Origin of the sequence: Actinomadura chokoriensis, assembly GCF_041463665.1 — a bacterium.
Classification (GTDB): domain Bacteria; phylum Actinomycetota; class Actinomycetes; order Streptosporangiales; family Streptosporangiaceae; genus Spirillospora; species Spirillospora chokoriensis_A.
This window is the reverse complement of record NZ_JAXCEJ010000002.1, coordinates 236,617-255,925: the sequence shown is the minus strand read 5'-3', so window position 1 is coordinate 255,925 and position 19,309 is coordinate 236,617. Positions and strand designations below refer to the sequence as shown.

Here is a 19,309-nt window from a genome sequence, read left to right as displayed (position 1 = left end):
CCGAACTGTGCCGATTCGCCTACCGACTGTAATCATCGCCGTCCACGCTGGGAGACGCTTCGAGAGAACCCCACGTGAAGGTCGTGTCCCGATGTCCATCGCACTTGCCCCAGAGGTTCCGTCTCCGCTCGTCCTCGAACCCACCGACCGGGCGCCCCGGCTCGCGCGGCGGTTTCTCGCGGAGCGGTTCGCCGAGTGGGGGATCGAGGACGACTACGTGGGGCGGCTCGTGGTCTGCGAGCTGGTCACCAACGCCTACCGGCACGGTGAGGGGCCGATCGTCGTGCGGGTGTTCCGCGATGAGCGCGACGGACTGCCGGTGATCGAGGTGTGGGAGGGCGGTGAGGAGCGGCCGGTGATCCGGCCGCGGAGCTGCGCGGCTGTGTCCGGGCGCGGGCTCCAGCTCATGGCGGAGATCGTCCACGCGTGGGGTGTCCGGCCCCTCAATGAGGGCGGGAAGGTCGTGTGGGCGAAGCTCGCTGCTTCGTGAGACGCACATGAACGAGCCCGTCGTACTGCTGTTGCTCCAGCACCTCTTTCCGGAATGGGCCGTCACGCGGGACGAGCGCGGGCTCTGGAGGATCTCCAACGGCCGTCTGATCTGGTCCGGTGACCTGGGAAGCATGCTCGCCCTGCTCGCGGCCGCGGACCCCGGTGCCGCGCGGCGGGCCGTCCGGTCGCTGCGGGAGAGCGGGTGATCTCCTGGGGGCCGGGTGCAAGTAGCTTGATGTCGAGATAAATTGGGGATAGCTTGACGTCAAGAGAAAACCTGCGGAAGTTAGGCTGCCCTGGTTGTGGGCGAAGGGTCCGACTAAGGCAGGATCAAGGTAAACGAGCACCCGTCCCGCCGCCCGTGCCGGCGCAGGGGACGGGGACATTGAAGATCAAGACGAGCGCCGCGCGCTCATGTCCCGGACCGGACGCGCGGTGGCTACGGAGGAGGAGTCCGTGTCCGCGAACAGCTTCGGCAGCCTTGACAAGCTGCAGGTTGGCGACAAGTCGTACGACATCTATCGGCTGGACGCCGTCGAGGGCGCGGCCCGTCTCCCGTACAGCCTGAAGGTGCTGCTGGAGAACCTGCTGCGCACCGAGGACGGCGCGAACGTGACCGCCGAGCACATCCGCGCGCTCGGCCAGTGGGACTCGCAGGCCCAGCCGAGCAAGGAGATCCAGTTCACCCCCGCGCGGGTGATCATGCAGGACTTCACCGGCGTGCCGTGCGTGGTCGACCTCGCCACGATGCGCGAGGCCGTGCGCGACCTCGGCGGCGACCCCACGAAGATCAACCCGCTGGCGCCGGCGGAGATGGTGATCGACCACTCGGTCATCGTCGACTACTTCGGCTCGCCGCAGGCGTTCGAGCGCAACGTGGAGCGGGAGTACGAGCGCAACAAGGAGCGCTACCAGTTCCTGCGGTGGGGGCAGACGGCGTTCGACGAGTTCAAGGTCGTCCCGCCCGGGACCGGCATCGTCCACCAGGTGAACATCGAGCACCTCGCGCGCGTGGTCTTCGACCGCAACGGTGTCGCCTACCCCGACACCTGCGTCGGCACCGACTCGCACACGACGATGGAGAACGGCATCGGCGTGCTCGGCTGGGGCGTCGGCGGCATCGAGGCGGAGGCCGCGATGCTCGGCCAGCCGATCTCGATGCTCATCCCGCGCGTGGTCGGCTTCAAGCTCACGGGCGAGCTGCCCGCCGGGACGACCGCGACCGACCTGGTGCTCACGATCACCGAGATGCTGCGCGAGCACGGCGTCGTCGGCAAGTTCGTCGAGTTCTACGGCCAGGGCGTGCACGCGCTGCCGCTCGCGAACCGCGCCACGATCGGCAACATGAGCCCCGAGTTCGGCTCCACCTGCGCGATCTTCCCGATCGACGACGAGACGCTGAAGTACCTGCGGCTCACCGGGCGGGACGAGGAGCAGATCGCGCTCGTCGAGGCGTACGCGAAGGCGCAGGGGATGTGGCTCGACCCGTCCGTCGAGCCCGACTTCTCCGAGTACCTGGAGCTCGACCTCGGCACGGTCGTGCCGTCGCTGGCCGGCCCGAAGCGCCCGCAGGACCGCATCTCCCTGTCCGCCGCCAAGGCGACCTGGCGCCGGGACGTGCAGAACTACGTCGAGAGCGTCCTGGGCGCGCTCGACGAGGCGTCCAACGAGAGCTTCCCCGCCTCGGACACCCCGGCGATCGCCCACGAGACCGCGGGCGACAAGCCCCGGCACGTCGACGCGGGCGGGTCCGGCCGGCCGCACAACCGCGTCCCGGTCACCCTGGAGGACGGGACGGCGTTCGAGCTCGACCACGGGCACGTCGCCGTCGCCGCCATCACGTCCTGCACCAACACGTCCAACCCGTACGTGATGATCGCCGCGGCGCTGCTGGCCAAGAACGCGGTGGAGAAGGGCCTCACGCGCAAGCCGTGGGTCAAGACCTCGCTCGCCCCCGGGTCGCAGGTCGTCACCGACTACTACGAGCGCGCCGGGCTCACCCCGTACCTCGACAAGATCGGCTTCAACCTGGTCGGGTACGGCTGCACCACCTGCATCGGCAACACCGGCCCGCTGCAGCCGGAGATCTCCAAGGCCGTCAACGACAACGACCTCGCGGTCACCGCGGTGCTGTCCGGCAACCGCAACTTCGAGGGCCGCATCAGCCCCGACGTGAAGATGAACTACCTCGCGTCGCCGCCGCTCGTCATCGCCTACGCGCTCGCCGGGACGATGGACATCGACATCCTCAACGACCCGATCGCCGAGGGCACCGACGGCCCGGTCTACCTGCGCGACATCTGGCCCGCGCCGGAGGAGGTCTCGGCGATCGTCGAGTCGTCCATCGGCCAGGAGATGTTCACCGAGAGCTACGCGGACGTCTTCAAGGGCGACGAGCGCTGGACCGGCCTCGACATCCCGACCGGCGACCTGTTCGAGTGGGACGCCTCGTCCACCTACGTCCGCAAGGCCCCGTACTTCGACGGCATGGGCGCCGAGCCGGAGCCGGTCACCGACATCCACGGCGCCCGCGTCCTGGCGAAGCTGGGCGACTCGGTCACCACCGACCACATCTCCCCGGCCGGGTCCATCAAGGCCGGCACGCCCGCCGCGCAGTACCTCCAGGACAACGGCGTCGAGATCAAGGACTTCAACTCCTACGGCTCGCGCCGCGGCAATCACGAGGTCATGATCCGCGGGACGTTCGCCAACATCCGGCTCCGCAACCAGCTCCTGGACGACGTCGAGGGCGGCTACACCCGCGACTTCACCCAGGACGGCGCGCCCCAGGCGTTCATCTACGACGCCGCGCAGAACTACGCCGCGCAGGGCACCCCGCTCGTCGTCATCGCGGGCAAGGAGTACGGCTCCGGCTCGTCCCGCGACTGGGCGGCGAAGGGCACCGCGCTGCTCGGCGTCCGCGCCGTCATCGCGCAGTCCTACGAGCGCATCCACCGCTCCAACCTGATCGGCCTCGGCGTCCTGCCGCTGCAGTTCAAGGACGGCGAGTCCGCCGAGTCGCTCGGCCTCACCGGCACCGAGACCTTCGACATCACGGGCGTCACCGCGATGAACGAGGGCGGCGTCCCGGACGAGGTCACCGTCAAGGCGGGCGACAAGGAGTTCACCGCCACCGTCCGCATCGACACCCCCGGTGAGGCGGAGTACTACCGCAACGGCGGCATCCTCCAGTACGTCCTCCGCAACCTGATCCGCAAGTAGTCCGCGACGCGAAACGGGCCGCCTCCCGATCGGGGGCGGCCCGTTCACGTGTGCGGACTTCTCAAGCAAGACAAGCAATGATCATACGGAAGTTATGTCAAAAGCAGTCATTACTTGGAGGAAACGGGCACTGGTCGAGGGCGTGGGCGCAGTCGCGAAGCATGCTCGTCTGGCCGGCGCGGGCGGGACCCGCCGCTGAACGTGCGATCGTGGACGTGGTGAACTCCTGGGGCACGGCCTGGTGAACCAGAATTTCGGTCCCGCGAGGGAATGAAGCCCTCCCCGCAGGGGAGGAAAGGCCACTGGATCAAGGGATGGCTGAATGAAGAAGCTCGGTGACGTGGACGTCTTCCCGCTCTGCCTGGGCGGCAACGTGTTCGGGTGGACCGCGGGCAAGGAACGCTCGTTCGAGATCCTGGACGCCTACGCGGCGGCGGGCGGCAACTTCGTCGACACCGCCGACTCCTACATGGCGGCCGCGCCGGGCAACAGCGGCGGCGAGTCCGAAACGATCATCGGGGAGTGGACGGAGACGCGCGGCAACCGCGACGACATCGTCATCGCGACCAAGGTCGGCAAGCACCCCGAGCGCCAGGGCCTGTCGCCCGCGAACATCAAGGCCGCCGCGGACGACTCGCTGCGCCGGCTCCGCACCGACCGCATCGACCTCTACTACACCCACTTCGACGACCCGTCCGTGCCCGTCGGGGAGATCATGACGGCCCTGGACGACCTGGTCACCGCCGGGAAGGTCCGGCAGATCGCGGTGTCGAACATCGAGCTGGACCGGCTCGAAGCCTCGCTGGAGTTCAGCGAGCGCGAGGGCACGGCCCGCTACGTGGCCATCCAGCCGCACTACAACCTCGTGTCCCGCGACACCTACGAGGGGCCGCGCCGCGACATCGCCGAACGGCACGGCCTCGCCGCCGTCCCGTACTACGGGCTCGCCTCCGGCTTCCTGACCGGCAAGTACCGTCCGGGGGCCAAGGTGGACAGCGTCCGCGCCGGACGCGCCGCCGGGCACCTGGAGACCGAACGCGGACGCCGGGTCCTGGCCGCGCTCGACATCGTCGCCGAGGAGCAGGACACCGCCGTCGCGACGGTGGCGCTCGCCTGGCTCGCCGCGCAGCCGACCGTCGCCGCGCCCATCGCCAGCGCCCGCACCCTCGACCAGCTGCCGCCCCTGCTCGACGTCGCCCGGACGACGCTGACCGACGACCAGCTCAAGCGGCTCACCGAGGCGTCCGCCTGATCCAGACCGGAGATGTCGGGATGTAGCGTCGGCGACCGTGCCACCTCTCGACTTCCTCCTCATCGGCGGGCTCGCCGCCCTGGTCGGCGCGATCGTGCAGGGCAGCGTCGGCCTCGGCGTCGGCCTGGTCGCGACCCCGGTCGTCGCGATGCTGTTCCCGGCCCTGATGCCGGGGGCGGTCCTCGTGGTCACGCTCGCCCTTCCGTTCGCGACCCTCGCGGAGGAGGTCCGGCATGTCGAACTGCGCGGGCTCGGCTGGGCCTTCGCCGGCCGCCTGGCCGGAACGCCGTTCGGCGTGCTGCTGGTGGCCGCCGTCCCGGAACACGTCCTCGGCATCGTGATCGGCCTCGTCGTCCTGGCCGCGCTCGCCGTGACGACCTGGTCGCGGGAGGTGCCCCGGGACCGCAGGACGCTCGCCGTCGCCGGGCTCGTCTCCGGCACGACCGGCACCGCGTCCGGCATCGGCGGCCCGCCGATCGCGCTGCTCTACCAGCGCGAGAGCGGGCCCCGCGTCCGCGCCACCCTCGCGCTCTACTTCGTCGGCGGGGCGATCCTGTCCCTCGGCGCCCTCGCCCTCGCCGGACGCCTCCCGGTCCGGCAGGTCGTCGCGGGCCTGATGCTCCTGCCGTTCGTCCTCGCGGGGTTCCTCGGCGCCGGGCCCCTGCGCCGCTACCTGGACGCCGGGCGCCTCCGCGCGGCGCTCCTCGTCGTCGTGGGGGCGTCCGCGGTGGTGCTGATCGTCCGTAACCTGATCTGATGCGTCCAACGAAGGCCGATCTGGAGGCCGCCCGTGACCGCGTCATCCCCGACGTCCTGCCCCCGGACGGCGGGACGCTCCGGGTGCTGTTCAGCGGCATCAATCCGGGCCTCTACTCCGGCGCCACCGGGCACCACTTCGCGCGCCCCGGCAACCGCTTCTGGCCCGCGCTGTACCGGTCCGGTTTCACCGACCGCCTGCTGGACCCGTCCGAGCAGGACCTCCTGCCCGGCTACGGCCTCGGCATCACGAACCTGGCGCACCGCACCACGGCCCGCGCCGACGAACTGACCGACGGCGAACTCCGCGAAGGCGGACGCCGGCTGCGGGCCCTCGTCGAACGGCACCGCCCGGCCTATCTGGCCGTCGCGGGAGTCACCGCCTACCGCACGGCCTTCGGCCGCCCGCGCACGCAGATCGGCCCGCAGGACGAGACGTTCGGCTCCGCCCGCGTGTGGGTGCTGCCCAACCCGAGCGGACTCAACGCGGGCTGGCCACTCGACCGCATCGCCGCCGAATTCGGCCGCCTCCGCGAAGCCGCCGAGGCCCTCAGATGTCGGTGAAGCGGCTGGGACGTTGTCCGAGGACCTGCGGGTCGAACCGAACGGTGAACGGCTTGTCGGCTGAGACCTCGACTTCCAGGACGTCTCCGGACTTCGCTGTCTGGTCGAGCCGATAGGCGCTGACCCTGTTGCCGGTTGGGCCGACCTCATGGTCGTCCAGGACGAAGACCTGGACGATGGGTTCCGGCGTGTAGTCGACCAGCCAGTACTGGGGGATTCCCATCGCCGCGTACTCCTGGGGCTTGCGGAAACGGTCTCTGCCCTCGCTTCCGCTGCGCGGCGAGACCACCTCCACGACGAGGAGTAGATCCTGACCTGGAATGGTGGCCGGGCAGACGCCGTCATACCACGAGGCGGCGATGTCTCCAGGGATCACGACCACATCCGGCTTGCGAATGCCGACCGGTGTTTCGATTTCCCAGTCGCTTCCGGAAGTCACGAGGAGAGATGCATCCGCGTCCGCTGCCGCCGTCCGGATGATCTGGCGCAGCCTCTCGTAGGCCATGTTGTGCAGTGGATTCGGAGACAACTCGACCAGCCACCCATCTTCGAGTTCAAGGCCTCGGCCTTCGTCCTCTCGGGCGTGCAGGTCCTCCACCGTGTACGGGCCAAGCCCGCCATGATCGTGCGCGATGCTCACGTGCCGCTCCCGTTGGTGGCATGACGAATCCATGCAGGGACTACGTTACCCCGCCCGACTTCGGCGACCTAGCGTAGCAATCTCTTTACTCTCAGCTTGCGCTGTTGAGGGAGGCGGTGGCGAACATGGTGTTCACCTCGTTGAGCAGGCTGGGGGTCGGCTGCCAGAGGTCGGTGCGGCCGACGGCCACGATGGGGCGGGGAAGGGGCCGGACGCCGGTGAGGTGCCAGTGGTGGCGGCCTCGCGCGGCCCAGGGGCCGCAGTCGCAGGCGCCGCCGCGGACGGCGGCCGAGCAGACGTCGTCGAGGTCGGCCACGGCGATGATGGCGCCGATGGTGGCGAGCGGGTCGCGCGGGTCCCAGCCGGCGGCCCGGATCAGCGGCGAGTCGCACGCCTTGAGGTCGACGCGCATGGACGCGTGGATGAGGAGCGGGCCGCGGTAGGCGGCCGGGAAGTCCTGGTTCGAGACGGACTTGCCGCCACGCGCGATCGCGAACGCCCAGGGCTGCTGAACACTCATCGCCTGCACGCGCCCACCTCCACTGCTCGCCCGGTCTGCGTCGGCCCGGGATCGCCGAGGCCCGGCGGGACGCCGGTGCGCCGCGCCACGATGCACGAGAGGCTAGGCGCATTCCGACTGAATTGCCAACAGAAGGGTCGAAGGGGTCGAAATCCATCACGGGGCGGCTGCCGGGCCGTAAATTCCCATGCGGATCTCTGCCGATCACCCATGTGACGCCTGAGACGGGTGTCCGGTTGACGTGCTGGGTGAATCAACCCTTCAAGGCGCCCGCCATCAGGCCGCGCATGAAGAACCGTCCGAGCAGCAGGTAGACGAGGAGGGTCGGCAGGGACGCGAGGAGCGCCGAGGCCATCTGCTGGTTGTACTGGACGGCGACCGCGCCCGAGCCCGCGGTGTTGTTCAGCATCACCGTGACCGGCCAGCTGTCGGGGGCGCCGAGGAACACCGCGAACAGGAAGTCGTTCCACATCGAGGTGAACTGCCAGATCAGCGTCACCGCGAACGCCGGGGCCGACACGGGCAGGACCACCGACCAGTACGTGCGCAGCATGCCGGCGCCGTCCACGCGGGACGCCTCGATGAGCTCGTCCGGGATCGTGACGTAATAGTTCCGGAAGATGAGCGTGCAGATCGGGATGCCGTACACGACGTGCGCGAGGACGAGGCCGCGGATCGTGCCCGCCAGCTCCATGTCCGTCAGCAGCCCCGCCAGCGGGATCATGACCGCCTGGTACGGGATGAACATGCCGAACAGGAACAGCGTGAAGACGACGTCCGCGCCGGGGAACCGCCACTTGGACAGGACGTAGCCGTTCAGCGAGCCGAGCACCGCCGAGATGATCGACCCGGAGACGGCGATCTTGACGCTGTTCTCCAGGCCGGGCCTCAGCGTGTCCCACGCCGAACTCCAGCCGGACACGCTCCAGTGGCTCGGCAGGTTCCACGCGCTGCCCGGGTCCGCCTCGTCGAGCGGCTTGAAGCTCGTCACGATCAGCACGTAGACCGGGATGAGGAACAGCACGACGAACGCCAGCAGGATGATGATCCTCACCGTCCGCACGGTGCCGGACGAGCGGCGGCCCGGCGCGCCCACCGCGGTCATCGGGCCCGCTCCGAGCGCACCGACCACACCAGGTACGGGATCACCAGCAGGGCCACCGCGACCAGCAGGTACGTGGCGATGGTGGCGCCGTTCGCCGGATCGTGCCGGTCGAAGATCTCCACGTAGGCGGCGATGGCCGGGACGTAGGTGATGATCTGCTTGCCCGCGATCGCCATGATGAGGTCGAACACCTTGAGCGAGATGTGCCCGAGGATGATCAGCGCGGACAGCGTCACCGGGCGGAGCTGCGGGAACACCACGTACCGGTACACCTTCCACTCGGACGCGCCGTCCACCCGCGCCGCCTCGCGCAGGTCCTCGGGGACGCTGCGGAACCCGGCCAGATACAAAGCCATGACATATCCGGACATCTGCCAGATGGCGGGCAGAGCCATCGCCGCCATCCCCCAGTCCGGGTCCTGCCACCAGTCGTTCGACAGGAACCCGACGTGGAGCTTGTCGAACAGCTGGTTGAACCCGACCGCGCGCTCCGGCGGGGCCGGGTTCATCAGCCACCGCCACACCACGCCGCTCGCGATGAACGACACCGCCATCGGGAACAGGTACACGACGCGGAAGCCCGCCTCCGCCCGGACGCCCCTGTCCATGAGGAACGCCAGGAACGCGCCGAGCAGCAGGGCGCCGACGACGAACACCGCGGTGAACAGCAGCGCGTGCTTCACCGCGCCCGGCCAGCTCGGCTGGTCCCACAGGTCGACGAAGTTCCTGCCCTTGTCGAACCCGTACGCGGATACCTCGTCGTGCTTGCCGCTCAGCGCGACTCGCGTGTTCCAGAACAGCAGCCCGTAGACGAACAGGCCGATCGCGACGATGGAGGGTGAGACCAGCAGCAGCCCCGGCAGCCACGTGCGGCTGCGCCGCAGGAACGACGCGCGATGCTCCTTCGGCACATCCCGGCGGCCGGGGTCCGCCGCCTTCAGGCCCTCTTCCGAGGAAGTCAAAGCCCGCTGTTCTTGGCCGCGCTCACCAGCCCCTGCTGGAGCTTGCCCACGTCCTTGCTCTGCAGGAACAGGCCGATCGCGGTGTCGATGTCGGTGTGCCACTTGTTGTTGGCGTTCACGCCGTGCCAGAACGAGCCCGCCAGCTTGGTCTGCGGGTCGTTCCACTCCTCGAACGCGGTCTGCAGGTAGCCGGTGTAGAGGCTCTTGTCGGCGTCCTTACGGGCGGGGATGGAGCCCTTCTTCGGGTTGAAGAGGTCCTGCCCCTCCTTGCTGGACACCTCCTTCAGCCACGCGGTCGCGCCCGCCCTGTGCGGCGCGCCCTTGGGCAGGGTGAAGCTGTCCGACAGCCACATGTAGGTGCCCTCGGTGCCGGGCGCCGCCGCGTACTTGAAGTCGGTGTCGAGCTTCTTGCCGAGGCCGTTGGGGGCATCGCCGACGAAGTACCCGTACGCCCAGTCGCCCATGATGTTGAACGCGGCCCGGTCGTCCACGACGGCCTTCGCGGCGCCCTGCCAGTCGGTGGACGCGGCCTCCAGCGTGGTGTACTTCATGATCTCGCCGAACTCGCCCAGCGCCTTGGCGACCGCCGGGGTGCTCCAGTCGGCTCCCGGCTTCCACAGCGCGTTGTAGGCGTCGGCGCCGAGGCTGCCGAGCAGGACGTTCTCCAGCAGGTGGTCGGCCGTCCACTGCGCGCCGAGCGACAGCGGCACCTTCTTCGTCTTCTCCTTGACGGCCTTCAGCGCGGTGATGAACTCGGGGATCGACTTCGGCGGGCCGTCGACCCCGGCGTCCTTCAGGATGTCGGGGTTGTACCAGAGCACGTTGGACCGGTGGATGTTCACCGGCACCGAGTAGATGTGCCCCTTGTAGGTGATCTGGTCGAGGAGCTGCTGCGGGTAGGCCGACTTCAGGTTGTTCTGCTGGTAGAAGTCGTCCAGCGGATCGATCTGCCCCGCCTTGATGTAGTCGAGCAGCTCGGCGCCCGCGTGGCCCTGGAAGGAGTCCGGCGGCTTGCGGTTCTGCAGCCGGCTCGCCAGGACGGCCTTGGCCTGCGTGCCCGACCCGCCGGCGATGGCGGCGTTGACGAACTTCGTCCCGGGGTTCTTCTTCTCGAAGTCGGCCTGCATGGCCTTCAGCCCGTCGGCCTCGCCGGGACCCGTCCACCAGGAGAAGACCTCGACCTCGGACTTGTCGTTCTTCGAGCCCTCGCCGTCGTCGCCGCCGCAGCCCGACAGGGCGAGGGCCCCGGTCATCGCCACGGCCGCGAACACCGTCCAGCGGCGCCTGAAAGCACGTACTCGCATCGTCCGTCCCTTCGGTTACCCCGGGAAGTGCCAGCGTCCGTTCGGACGCCGGCAGGGTCAACACCGGCGACGGAAAAGTGATCAATAGGTGATGCGCGTCACTCTCGCCTACCAGGCGAGGGCGGGCGGCAGCCCCTCCTGCCCGGCGTCCGGCCAGTCGGGCGGGGCGCCGAGCGGCGCCAGTTCGGCCAGCTGGAGCCGGTACCAGGGCGAGGACTCGGGACGGCGGGCGAGGTCCAGGCAGCGCTCCCACGTCCACCATTCGGCCGCCTCGACCTCCGCGGCGTTCGGGTGGACGGAGGAGTCGGCGACGGTCGCGCGCACGACCGGGCACCGCTCGTGCTCGACCGTCCCGTCCTCGGCGACGGCGCGGTACCGGAACCGCGGCAGGACGCAGGTGAGCGACGCCGACGGAATGCCGAGCTCGTCCCGCAGCCGCCGCAGCACGGCATCGCGCAGCTTCTCGCCCGGACCCGGATGGCCGCAGCAACTCCCCGTCCAGACACCCGGGAAGGTGCGCTTGTCCAGGGCGCGCCGAGTGATCAGCACGCGACCCTCCGTGTCCGTCACATAGCACGAGAAGGCCAGGTGGTACGGCGTGTCGCTATGGTGGCTGGCGCTCTTGGGAGCGGTTCCGACGGCTTCGTCGTCCGCGTTGAGCAGCACGATCTCTTCGACGCCCATGCTCTACTCCTACCCCATCGCCGCCCCGAGGTCAGTCTTTTCGCACCCGGCGCGCGGACGCCCTTCGGCGCGTCGGGGGCGAACCGGGATTAAACTCAGAACGGCCCGAGCCAGGGGAGACCGATCCCCGACGGAGGAGTTGAAACGAGTGAGCTTGCTGGAGTCGATCAAAGGTCCCGACGACCTCAAACGACTGGACGCCGCTCAACTGTCTCGGCTCGCGGAGGAGATCCGCGAGTTCCTCGTTCAGGCGGTCTCCAAGACCGGTGGGCACCTGGGGCCCAACCTCGGCGCGGTCGAGCTGACGATCGCGCTGCACCGCGTCTTCGACTCGCCGCACGACAAGATCCTCTTCGACACGGGACACCAGTCCTACGTGCACAAGGTGCTCACCGGACGGCACGACTTCGAGCTGCTGCGCAGCCGCGGCGGCCTGTCGGGGTACCCGAGCCGCGCCGAGTCCGAGCACGACGTCATCGAGAACTCGCACGCCTCGACCGCGCTCTCGTACGCCGACGGGTTCGCCAAGGCGTTCCAGCTGCGCGGCGAGTCCGACCGCGCGGTGGTCGCGGTCGTCGGTGACGGCGCGCTGACCGGCGGCATGTGCTGGGAGGCGCTCAACAACATCGCCGCCGGCGTCGACCGCCCCGTCATCATCGTCGTCAACGACAACGGCCGGTCCTACTCGCCGACCATCGGCGGCCTCGCGTCCCACCTCGCCGACCTGCGCGTCACCCAGGGCTACGAGAACGCGCTCGACCTCATCAAGAAGACGGTGCCGCGCGCCCCGGTGGTGGGCAACCTCACCTACGAGGCGCTGCACGGCATCAAGAAGGGCCTCAAGGACGTCCTGCAGCCGCAGGCCATGTTCGAGGACCTCGGCATGAAGTACGTCGGCCCGATCGACGGCCACGACGAGGACGCCGTCGAGCGCGCCCTGCGCCGCGCCCGCGGGTTCGGCCGCCCGGTCATCGTGCACTGCATCACCACCAAGGGCCGCGGCTACGCGCCGGCGGAGAACGACACCGAGGACTGCATGCACGGCGGCGGCGCGTTCGACCCCGCCACCGGCAGGTTCGTCAAGAAGAAGGGCGGCCCCGCCTGGACGAAGGTCTTCGGCGAGGAGATGGTCGCGATCGGCCGGGAGCGCCGCGACGTCGTCGGCATCACCGCCGCGATGCTCTACCCGGTCGGGCTCGCGCCGTTCGCCGAGGCGTTCCCCGACCGCATCTTCGACGTCGGCATCGCCGAGCAGCACGCCGTCACGTCCGCCACCGGGCTCGCGATGGGCGGCCTGCACCCGGTCGTGGCGGTGTACGCGACGTTCCTCAACCGCGCGTTCGACCAGGTCCTGATGGACGCGGCGCTCCACCGGCAGCCCGTCACCTTCGCTTTGGACCGCTCCGGAGTGACCGGCGACGACGGCGCCAGCCACAACGGCATGTGGGACATGTCGATCCTGCAGCTCGTCCCGGGCCTGCGGGTCGCCGTGCCGCGCGACGGCGCCCGGCTGCGCGAGCTGCTGCGCGAGTGCGTCGCCGTCTCCGACGGGCCGACGGCGATCCGCTACCCGAAGGGCCCGGCGGCCGACGACATCGAGGCGATCGACAGGGTCGGCGGGATGGACGTGCTGGCCCGCCACGACGGCTCCAACGGCACCCGCGTCCTGCTGGTGGCGGCCGGCTCGATGGCGACGCCCGCGGTCGAGGCCGCCGGGCTGATCGCCGCGCAGGGCATCGGCGTCACCGTCCTCGACCCGCGCTGGGTGAAGCCGCTCGACCCCGCGCTGCTCGACCTCGCCCGCGACCACGCGCTCGTCGCCGTCGCCGAGGACAACGGCCGCACCGGCGCGGTCGGCGACGCCGTGGCCCGGCTGCTGCGCGACGCCGAGGTGGACACCCCGATCCGCACGTTCGGCATCCCGCAGGAGTTCCTCGATCACGCGTCGCGCGGCGAGATCCTCGCCGACATCGGCCTGACGCCGCAGGCGCTCGCCCGCGACATCACCGAGTCGGTGGCGCGCATCACCGCGGCGGAGGGCGAGGACGCGGAGGCGGCGGAGGCGTCGCGTACGTCGGACGACCAGCCCTGATCGAGCGGCCCTGACCGGGCGGCCCGGCGCGCCGCGGGGCTAGACGCCGTCCGCGGACAGCAGCTGCCAGAAGTGGGTGATGGACGCGGCGGACGTGCCGAGCCCGCGTCCCGAGTACGTCCATCGCCCACGAAGGCGCCACGGGCGCCCGGCGCCGTCCTGCACGAAGACCTGGAGCGGGAAGCAGGCGTCGTGCGCGCGGATGACGCCCGCCGGGTCGACCGAGGGGTCGAGCCGGGGCTCGCCCTCGCACCGCACGCCCATGACGGACGTGCGGGGGTCCTGGCGCAGAAGCCCCTGCGTCAGGTCGTACACGAGTACGGACACGTAGTCGGGGCCCAGCCACCTGAGGTCGGGGACCGTCTCGGGTGGGGGGAACCCGTACAGTTCTGGACCACCGGTCACACGCCGCACCGTAGCGCCCGGGTCACATGTTCGTCACTACTTTCCCGGCGGGATATTTACCCGGAAGCGAATTACATGTGCGTCATTCCGCGCGGCGGCACGCAGACGTCATCGACTCCCAGCGGCCCAGCTTGACCCGTTCGCCGCGGTCGAGGCTGCGCGCGAGGGCGATTTCGGCGGCGTCGAGGTTGAGCCAGTCGTCGTAGGTGACGACGGGGAGCCCGCGCGATTCCAGCAGCTCCTCGATGGTGCGCTTCGGCGTCGTGTCGGCGCCGGCGACGTCCTCCAGGAGGTTGCGGACGGTCTCGGCGGCGTCGGACTTGTTGGTGCCGACGACACCGGACGGCCCGCGCTTGATCCACCCGGCGACGTACTCGCGGGGGACGGGCACGCCGCCCGGGCCGAGGATGCGGCCGCCCTCGTTCGGGACGACGGCGGAGCGCTCGTCGAACGGGACGCCGGTCAGCGGGACGCTCTGGTAGCCGACGGACCGCAGCACCATGCCGACGGGAAGCGTCTCGAACTCGCCGGTGCCGGTGACGCGGCCCGACTCCTCCAGCCGGGTCCGTTCCAGCTTGAGGCCCTCGACGCGGTCGGTGCCGAGGATCTCGACGGGTGCGCGCCAGAACCGCACGTCGATGTGCCGGGGACGGCCGGGGGCGGGCTCGCCCGTCCAGGCACTGAGGGCCTTGATGTTGCCGCCGGTCTTGCGGTCGCTCGCGGCGAGTTCGGCGCTCGCCGGGTCGAGGTCCATGTCCTCGGGCCTGACGTGGATGCTCGCGTTGGGCAGTTCGCCCAGCTCGCGGGCCTCCTTCGTGGTGAACTTCGCCTGCGCCGGGCCGCGTCGCCCGATCATGTGGACCCGCTTGACCCGGCTGCGCGACAGCGCCTCGATGACCTGCTCGGGCACGTCGGTGTCGCGCAGCTCGTCGGCAGTCTTGGCGAGGATGCGGACGACGTCGACGGCGACGTTCCCGACGCCGATCACCGCGACCTCCTCCACGGACAGGTCGAACTCGTGGTCGGCGGCGTCGGGGTGGCCGCAGTACCAGTTGACGAAGTCGGTCGCGGCGATGCTGCCGGCCAGTTCCTCGCCGGGGATCCGCATGTGCCGGTCGACCATCGCGCCGGTCGCGTAGATGACGGCGTCGTAGCAGTCGAGCAGGTCGGCGCGGGTGATGTCGCGGCCCAGTTCGACGCAGCCGAAGAACCGGACCGCGGGGTCCTCCAGCACTCGCTGCAGGTAGCGGGCGATGGACTTGATGGACGTGTGGTCGGGCGCGACGCCGTAGCGGACCAGACCGTAGGGCGTCGGCAGCCGGTCGAACACGTCCACCCGGACGTCGCCGTCGGCCTGCTTGACGAGGGCCTCGGCGGCGTAGATCCCCGCCGGGCCGGAACCGATCACCGCGACGAGCACTGGAGAAGCCATGCGGGTCATTGTGCCCACCCGGCGGTCAAATGCCTACCGTTGACCCCCCTGAAGTGGGTGGGAGCCGGAATCTCAGGTCTTGACGGAGATCTCCTGAGCGCGGCGCACCCGGCTGTGCCGGTACCCGTAGCCGGCGTAGACGACGACGCCGATGATCATCCAGGCGACGAAGCGCAGCCACGTGTCCACCGGCAGGTTGATCATGACGAACAGGCAGCCGAGCACGGCCAGGATCGGGATGACCGGCACCCACGGGGTGCGGAACGCGCGCGGAAGGTCCGGGCGGGTGCGGCGCAGGATCACCACGGCGATCGAGACGACGAGGAACGCGAACAGCGTGCCGATGTTGACGAGTTCGGCGAGCTTGGCGAGCGGGATGAACCCGGCGAGGACCGCGACGACGATGCCCATGATGATGGTCGAGCGGTAGGGGGTGCCGAACCGCGGGTGGACGGCCGAGAGCCAGGGCGGCATGAGGCCGTCCCGTCCCATGGCGAAGAAGATGCGGCTCTGCCCGAGCAGCAGGATCAGCACGACGCTGGTCAGGCCGATGACGGCGCCGACGTCGATGATGGTGGCGAACGCGGGATGCCCGACGGACTTGAAGGCGTCGGCGAGCGGGGCGGCGGTGCTGAGTTCGGTGTAGTGCTGCATGCCGGCGACGACGGTCGCGACGGCGGCGTACAGGACCGCGGTGATGACGAGGGACCCGATGAGCCCGATGGGCACGTCCCGCTGCGGGTGGCGGGCCTCCTCCGCGGCGGTGGCGACGATGTCGAAGCCGATGTAGGCGAAGAACACGATCGCGATGGCGGCGAAGATGCCGAGCCAGCCGTAGCTGACCGGCGTGATCCCGAACAGCACCTGCATCAGCGGCGCCGAGAGGCCGCTCACCTCCGGTGTCGGCTTCGAGGGCGGGATGAACGGCTGGTAGTTGGCGCCCTTGACGAAGAACAGCCCGGCGAAGATCACCAGCAGCACGATGGACACCTTGATCGCGACGACCACCGCGTTCACCCGCGAGGAGATCTTGACGCCGAGGACGAGCAGCGCGGTCACCAGCACCACGAGGCAGATGGCGGGGACGTTCACCGTCCCGCCCTCGCCCGGCGGGGCGGCCAGCGACGCCGGGATGGTGACACCGATGTCGTCCAGCAGCGAGGCGAAGTAGCCGGACCAGCCGACGGCCACCACCGCCGCGCCTAGCGCCATCTCCAGGATGAGGTCCCAGCCGATGATCCAGGCCGGGAACTCGCCGATGGTGGCGTAGGAGAAGGTGTAGGCGGAGCCGGCCACCGGGACGGTGGAGGCGAACTCGGCGTAGCAGAGCGCCGCGAGCCCGCACACGATGGCGGCGAAGACGAATGACAGCGCGACCGCGGGCCCCGCCTTCTCCCGGGCGACCTGCCCGGTGAGCACGAAGATCCCGGTGCCGATGATCACTCCGATGCCGAAGACGGTGAGGTCCAGCGCCGACAGGGCCCGCCGGAGCCGGTGCTCGGGCTCCTCGGTGTCCCGGATCGACTGCTCGACCGATTTCGTGCGCAGCAGGTTCATCCTCGGCGCCCCTTCGCCTCGTGCTCGTCACGCCGCCGGTGCCCCGGCACGGCCGCCGGAGTCCCCGGACGGCCGTCAGCCGTATGCCCAGATGTGCGCCGGTTATGATCAGCCGGACCACGATCATGCTTGTGACGTGCGGAAACACCGGAAAAGAGGCGTTCGGCGCGAGGCTCGGAACGCCCCTTTCCCGGGGGAGCGGGCGGAGGTCAGGCGGGCAGGGAGGCGACCCCGGGCTCCAGGAAGCGGCGGCCGGTCACCCGCTCCGCGACGCCCGACCTGTCCAGGTACGGGGTGATGCCGCCGAGGTGGAACGGCCAGCCGGCGCCGAGGATCATGCACAGGTCGATGTCCTGCGCCGCCGCGACGACGCCCTCGTCCAGCATGATGCGGATCTCGTCGGCGAGCGCGGCGAGCGCCCGGTCCAGGACCTGCTCCTCGGTGGACGGGCTCGTCCCGCCGGCGAAGATCTCCACGACCTCCGGGTCCAGGGAGAAGTCGGGCAGGTACACGCCGGACTTGCCTGCCTCGACCATCCTCGCGAGGTTGTCCGACAGCGGGAACCGGTCCGGGAACGCGCCGTGCAGCGTCTCGTTGACGTGCAGCGCGATCGCCGGGCCGACGAGGCCCATCAGCACGAACGGCGGCATCGGCAGGCCGAGCGGGGCGGGCCCGTGGGAGAGGGCGCGCTCGGCGACCTCGATCGGGGTGCCCTCGTCGACCGTCCGGACGATCTCGGCGAGCAGGCGCAGCAGGACCCGGTTGACCACGAACGCCGGAGCGTCCCTGACGAGCACGCACGACTTCTTCAGCGCCTTGCCGGTCGCGAACGCGGTGGCGAGCGCGGCGTCGTCGGTTCGCTCGCCCCGGACGATCTCCAGCAGCGGCAGGACCGCGACCGGGTTGAAGAAGTGGAAGCCGACGACCCGTTCGGGATGCTCCAGACCTGCGGCCATCTCGGTGACCGACAGCGAGGAGGTGTTGGTCGCGAGGACGCACTCGGCCGACACGTACTCCTCGACCTCGGCGAACACCTTCCGCTTGACCGACATGTCCTCGAACACGGCCTCGATGACGAAGTCGGCGTCGGCGAACGCGTCCTTGGCCAGCGAGCCGGAGATGAGCGACTTGAGGCGGTTCGCCTTGTCGGGGGAGAGGCGGCCCCTGCCGAGCAGCCCGTCGATCTCGCCGTGCGCGTAGCCGACGCCCTTGTCCAGGCGCTCCTGGTCGAGGTCGGTCAGCACGACCGGCACCTCCAGGCGGCGCGCGAACAGCACCGCGAGCTGCGAGGCCATCAGGCCCGCGCCGACGACGCCGACCTTGGTGACCTTGCGGGCGAGGGACTTGTCCGGCGCTCCGGCGGGCCTCTTCGCGCGCTTCTGGGTGAGGTCGAACGCGTACAGGCCGGCGCGCAGCTCGTCGCTCATGATGAGGTCGGCCAGCGCCTCGTCCTCGGCGGCGAAGCCCTCGTCGCGGGTGCGGTCCTTGGCGGCGGCGACCAGGTCGAGGGCGCGGGTGAAGGCCGGCGCCGCGCCGTGGAGCCTGCCGTCCACGTTCCAGCGGGCCGTCGCCACCGCGTCGTCCCACGCCTTGCCCTTGTCGACCTCGGGCCGGGTGACGGTGATGTCGCCCGACAGGACGCGGGCCGTCCAGGCGAGGGACTCCTCCAGGAAGTCGGCCGAGTCGAAGAGCGCGTCCGCGATGCCCAGCTCGTACGCCTGCCCGCCCTTCAGCGTGCGGTTCTGCGCGAGAGGGTTCTCGACGACGACCTTGAGCGCCTTCTCCGCGCCGATCAGATTCGGCAGCAGGTACGTCCCGCCCCAGCCGGGCACCAGCCCGAGGAACGCCTCGGGCAGCGCGAACGCCGGGACGCCGGACGAGATCGTCCGGTAGGTGCAGTGCAGGCCGATCTCGACGCCGCCGCCCATCGCGGCCCCGTTGTAGTAGGCGAACGACGGGACGTGCAGCTCGCCGAGGCGCCGGAACACGTCGTGGCCCAGCCTGCCGATGGCGGCCGCGTCCTCCCGGCTCGTGATGAGCGGGACGCCCTTGAGGTCGGCGCCGACCGCGAAGATGAACGGTTTGCCGGTGACGCCGACGGCCGCGATGTCGTCGCGAACGGCGATGGTGTCGATGGCGGCGTTCAGCTCGGCGAGGCCGTTGGGGCCGAACGTGTTGGGCTTGGTGTGGTCGAAGCCGTTGTCCAGCGTGATTAGCGCGAGCGTGCCCGCGCTGTAGGGCAACGTCACATCACGGACGTGCGCGTGCGTGACGACCTCGTCGGCGAAGACTTCTCCAAGGCTGCTCACTGTGCCCTCCCCC

The 19,309-nt window shown here is 70.0% G+C and carries 17 protein-coding genes; 7 read left to right on the top strand and 10 right to left on the bottom strand.

Annotation, left to right across the window (positions count from 1 at the left end):
• The first annotated feature begins 91 nt into the window (after positions 1 to 91).
• From SM418_RS04550 to mug, 6 genes are all read left to right on the top strand, one after another.
• Entirely contained in the window at positions 92 to 490 is a 399-nt protein-coding gene (locus SM418_RS04550) for an ATP-binding protein (protein ID WP_371939269.1), read from the top strand.
• A 7-nt stretch (positions 491 to 497) separates the two neighbouring features.
• Entirely contained in the window at positions 498 to 698 is a 201-nt protein-coding gene (locus tag SM418_RS04545; protein ID WP_371939268.1) for a hypothetical protein, read from the top strand.
• A 250-nt stretch (positions 699 to 948) separates the two neighbouring features.
• Positions 949 to 3,714, top strand: a complete 2,766-nt coding sequence (acnA, locus tag SM418_RS04540) for an aconitate hydratase AcnA (protein ID WP_371939267.1) — start codon at positions 949 to 951, stop codon at positions 3,712 to 3,714.
• Between the two features lie 322 nt (positions 3,715 to 4,036).
• Positions 4,037 to 4,966 carry an aldo/keto reductase gene (locus SM418_RS04535; protein ID WP_371939266.1) on the top strand — a complete coding sequence of 310 codons (930 nt, stop codon included), beginning with the start codon at positions 4,037 to 4,039 and terminating at the stop codon, positions 4,964 to 4,966.
• A gap of 37 nt (positions 4,967 to 5,003) precedes the next feature.
• The gene (locus SM418_RS04530) at positions 5,004 to 5,723 is read left to right on the top strand and encodes a sulfite exporter TauE/SafE family protein (protein ID WP_371939265.1); all 720 of its coding nucleotides are present in this window, start codon (positions 5,004 to 5,006) and stop codon (positions 5,721 to 5,723) included.
• Positions 5,723 to 6,286: a G/U mismatch-specific DNA glycosylase gene (gene mug / locus SM418_RS04525; protein ID WP_371939264.1), complete on the top strand. Its 564-nt coding sequence runs from the start codon at positions 5,723 to 5,725 to the stop codon at positions 6,284 to 6,286. The genes SM418_RS04530 and mug overlap by 1 nt, the downstream gene beginning before the upstream one ends.
• On the opposite strand, the gene SM418_RS04520 is transcribed toward mug, so the two are convergent.
• From SM418_RS04520 to idi, 6 genes are all read right to left on the bottom strand, one after another.
• Positions 6,273 to 6,926: a Uma2 family endonuclease gene (locus tag SM418_RS04520; protein ID WP_371939263.1), complete on the bottom strand. Its 654-nt coding sequence runs from the start codon at positions 6,924 to 6,926 to the stop codon at positions 6,273 to 6,275. The genes mug and SM418_RS04520 overlap by 14 nt on opposite strands.
• Positions 6,927 to 7,017: 91 nt before the next feature.
• Positions 7,018 to 7,446 carry an ASCH domain-containing protein gene (locus SM418_RS04515; RefSeq protein ID WP_371939262.1) on the bottom strand — a complete coding sequence of 143 codons (429 nt, stop codon included), beginning with the start codon at positions 7,444 to 7,446 and terminating at the stop codon, positions 7,018 to 7,020.
• A gap of 253 nt (positions 7,447 to 7,699) precedes the next feature.
• On the bottom strand, positions 7,700 to 8,551 hold the full coding sequence (locus SM418_RS04510) for a carbohydrate ABC transporter permease (protein ID WP_371939261.1): 852 nt from the start codon (positions 8,549 to 8,551) through the stop codon (positions 7,700 to 7,702).
• Positions 8,548 to 9,513, bottom strand: a complete 966-nt coding sequence (locus SM418_RS04505) for a carbohydrate ABC transporter permease (protein ID WP_371939260.1) — start codon at positions 9,511 to 9,513, stop codon at positions 8,548 to 8,550. The genes SM418_RS04510 and SM418_RS04505 overlap by 4 nt, the downstream gene beginning before the upstream one ends.
• Positions 9,510 to 10,817, bottom strand: coding sequence for an ABC transporter substrate-binding protein (locus SM418_RS04500; RefSeq protein ID WP_371939259.1), 1,308 nt, complete (start codon positions 10,815 to 10,817; stop codon positions 9,510 to 9,512). Before SM418_RS04500 ends, SM418_RS04505 begins: the two co-directional genes overlap by 4 nt.
• A 108-nt stretch (positions 10,818 to 10,925) precedes the next feature.
• On the bottom strand, positions 10,926 to 11,501 hold the full coding sequence (gene idi / locus SM418_RS04495) for an isopentenyl-diphosphate Delta-isomerase (RefSeq protein WP_371939258.1): 576 nt from the start codon (positions 11,499 to 11,501) through the stop codon (positions 10,926 to 10,928).
• 148 nt (positions 11,502 to 11,649) lie between these two features.
• Between idi and dxs the strand changes: the two genes are divergently transcribed.
• Positions 11,650 to 13,593, top strand: coding sequence for a 1-deoxy-D-xylulose-5-phosphate synthase (gene dxs, locus SM418_RS04490; protein WP_371939257.1), 1,944 nt, complete (start codon positions 11,650 to 11,652; stop codon positions 13,591 to 13,593).
• Positions 13,594 to 13,632: 39 nt separating this feature from the next.
• Here the strand turns inward: dxs and SM418_RS04485 are convergent, their stop codons facing one another.
• From SM418_RS04485 to SM418_RS04470, 4 genes are all read right to left on the bottom strand, one after another.
• The gene (locus SM418_RS04485; protein ID WP_371939256.1) at positions 13,633 to 13,998 is read right to left on the bottom strand and encodes a hypothetical protein; all 366 of its coding nucleotides are present in this window, start codon (positions 13,996 to 13,998) and stop codon (positions 13,633 to 13,635) included.
• 82 nt (positions 13,999 to 14,080) lie between these two features.
• Positions 14,081 to 15,439, bottom strand: a complete 1,359-nt coding sequence (locus SM418_RS04480) for an FAD-dependent oxidoreductase (RefSeq protein WP_371939255.1) — start codon at positions 15,437 to 15,439, stop codon at positions 14,081 to 14,083.
• A 63-nt stretch (positions 15,440 to 15,502) separates the two neighbouring features.
• Complete coding sequence (locus SM418_RS04475) at positions 15,503 to 16,987, bottom strand: amino acid permease (RefSeq protein WP_371939254.1); 1,485 nt, start codon at positions 16,985 to 16,987, stop codon at positions 15,503 to 15,505.
• 209 nt (positions 16,988 to 17,196) lie between these two features.
• Positions 17,197 to 19,296 carry a 3-hydroxyacyl-CoA dehydrogenase NAD-binding domain-containing protein gene (locus SM418_RS04470; RefSeq protein ID WP_371939253.1) on the bottom strand — a complete coding sequence of 700 codons (2,100 nt, stop codon included), beginning with the start codon at positions 19,294 to 19,296 and terminating at the stop codon, positions 17,197 to 17,199.
• Positions 19,297 to 19,309: the final 13 nt, after the last annotated feature.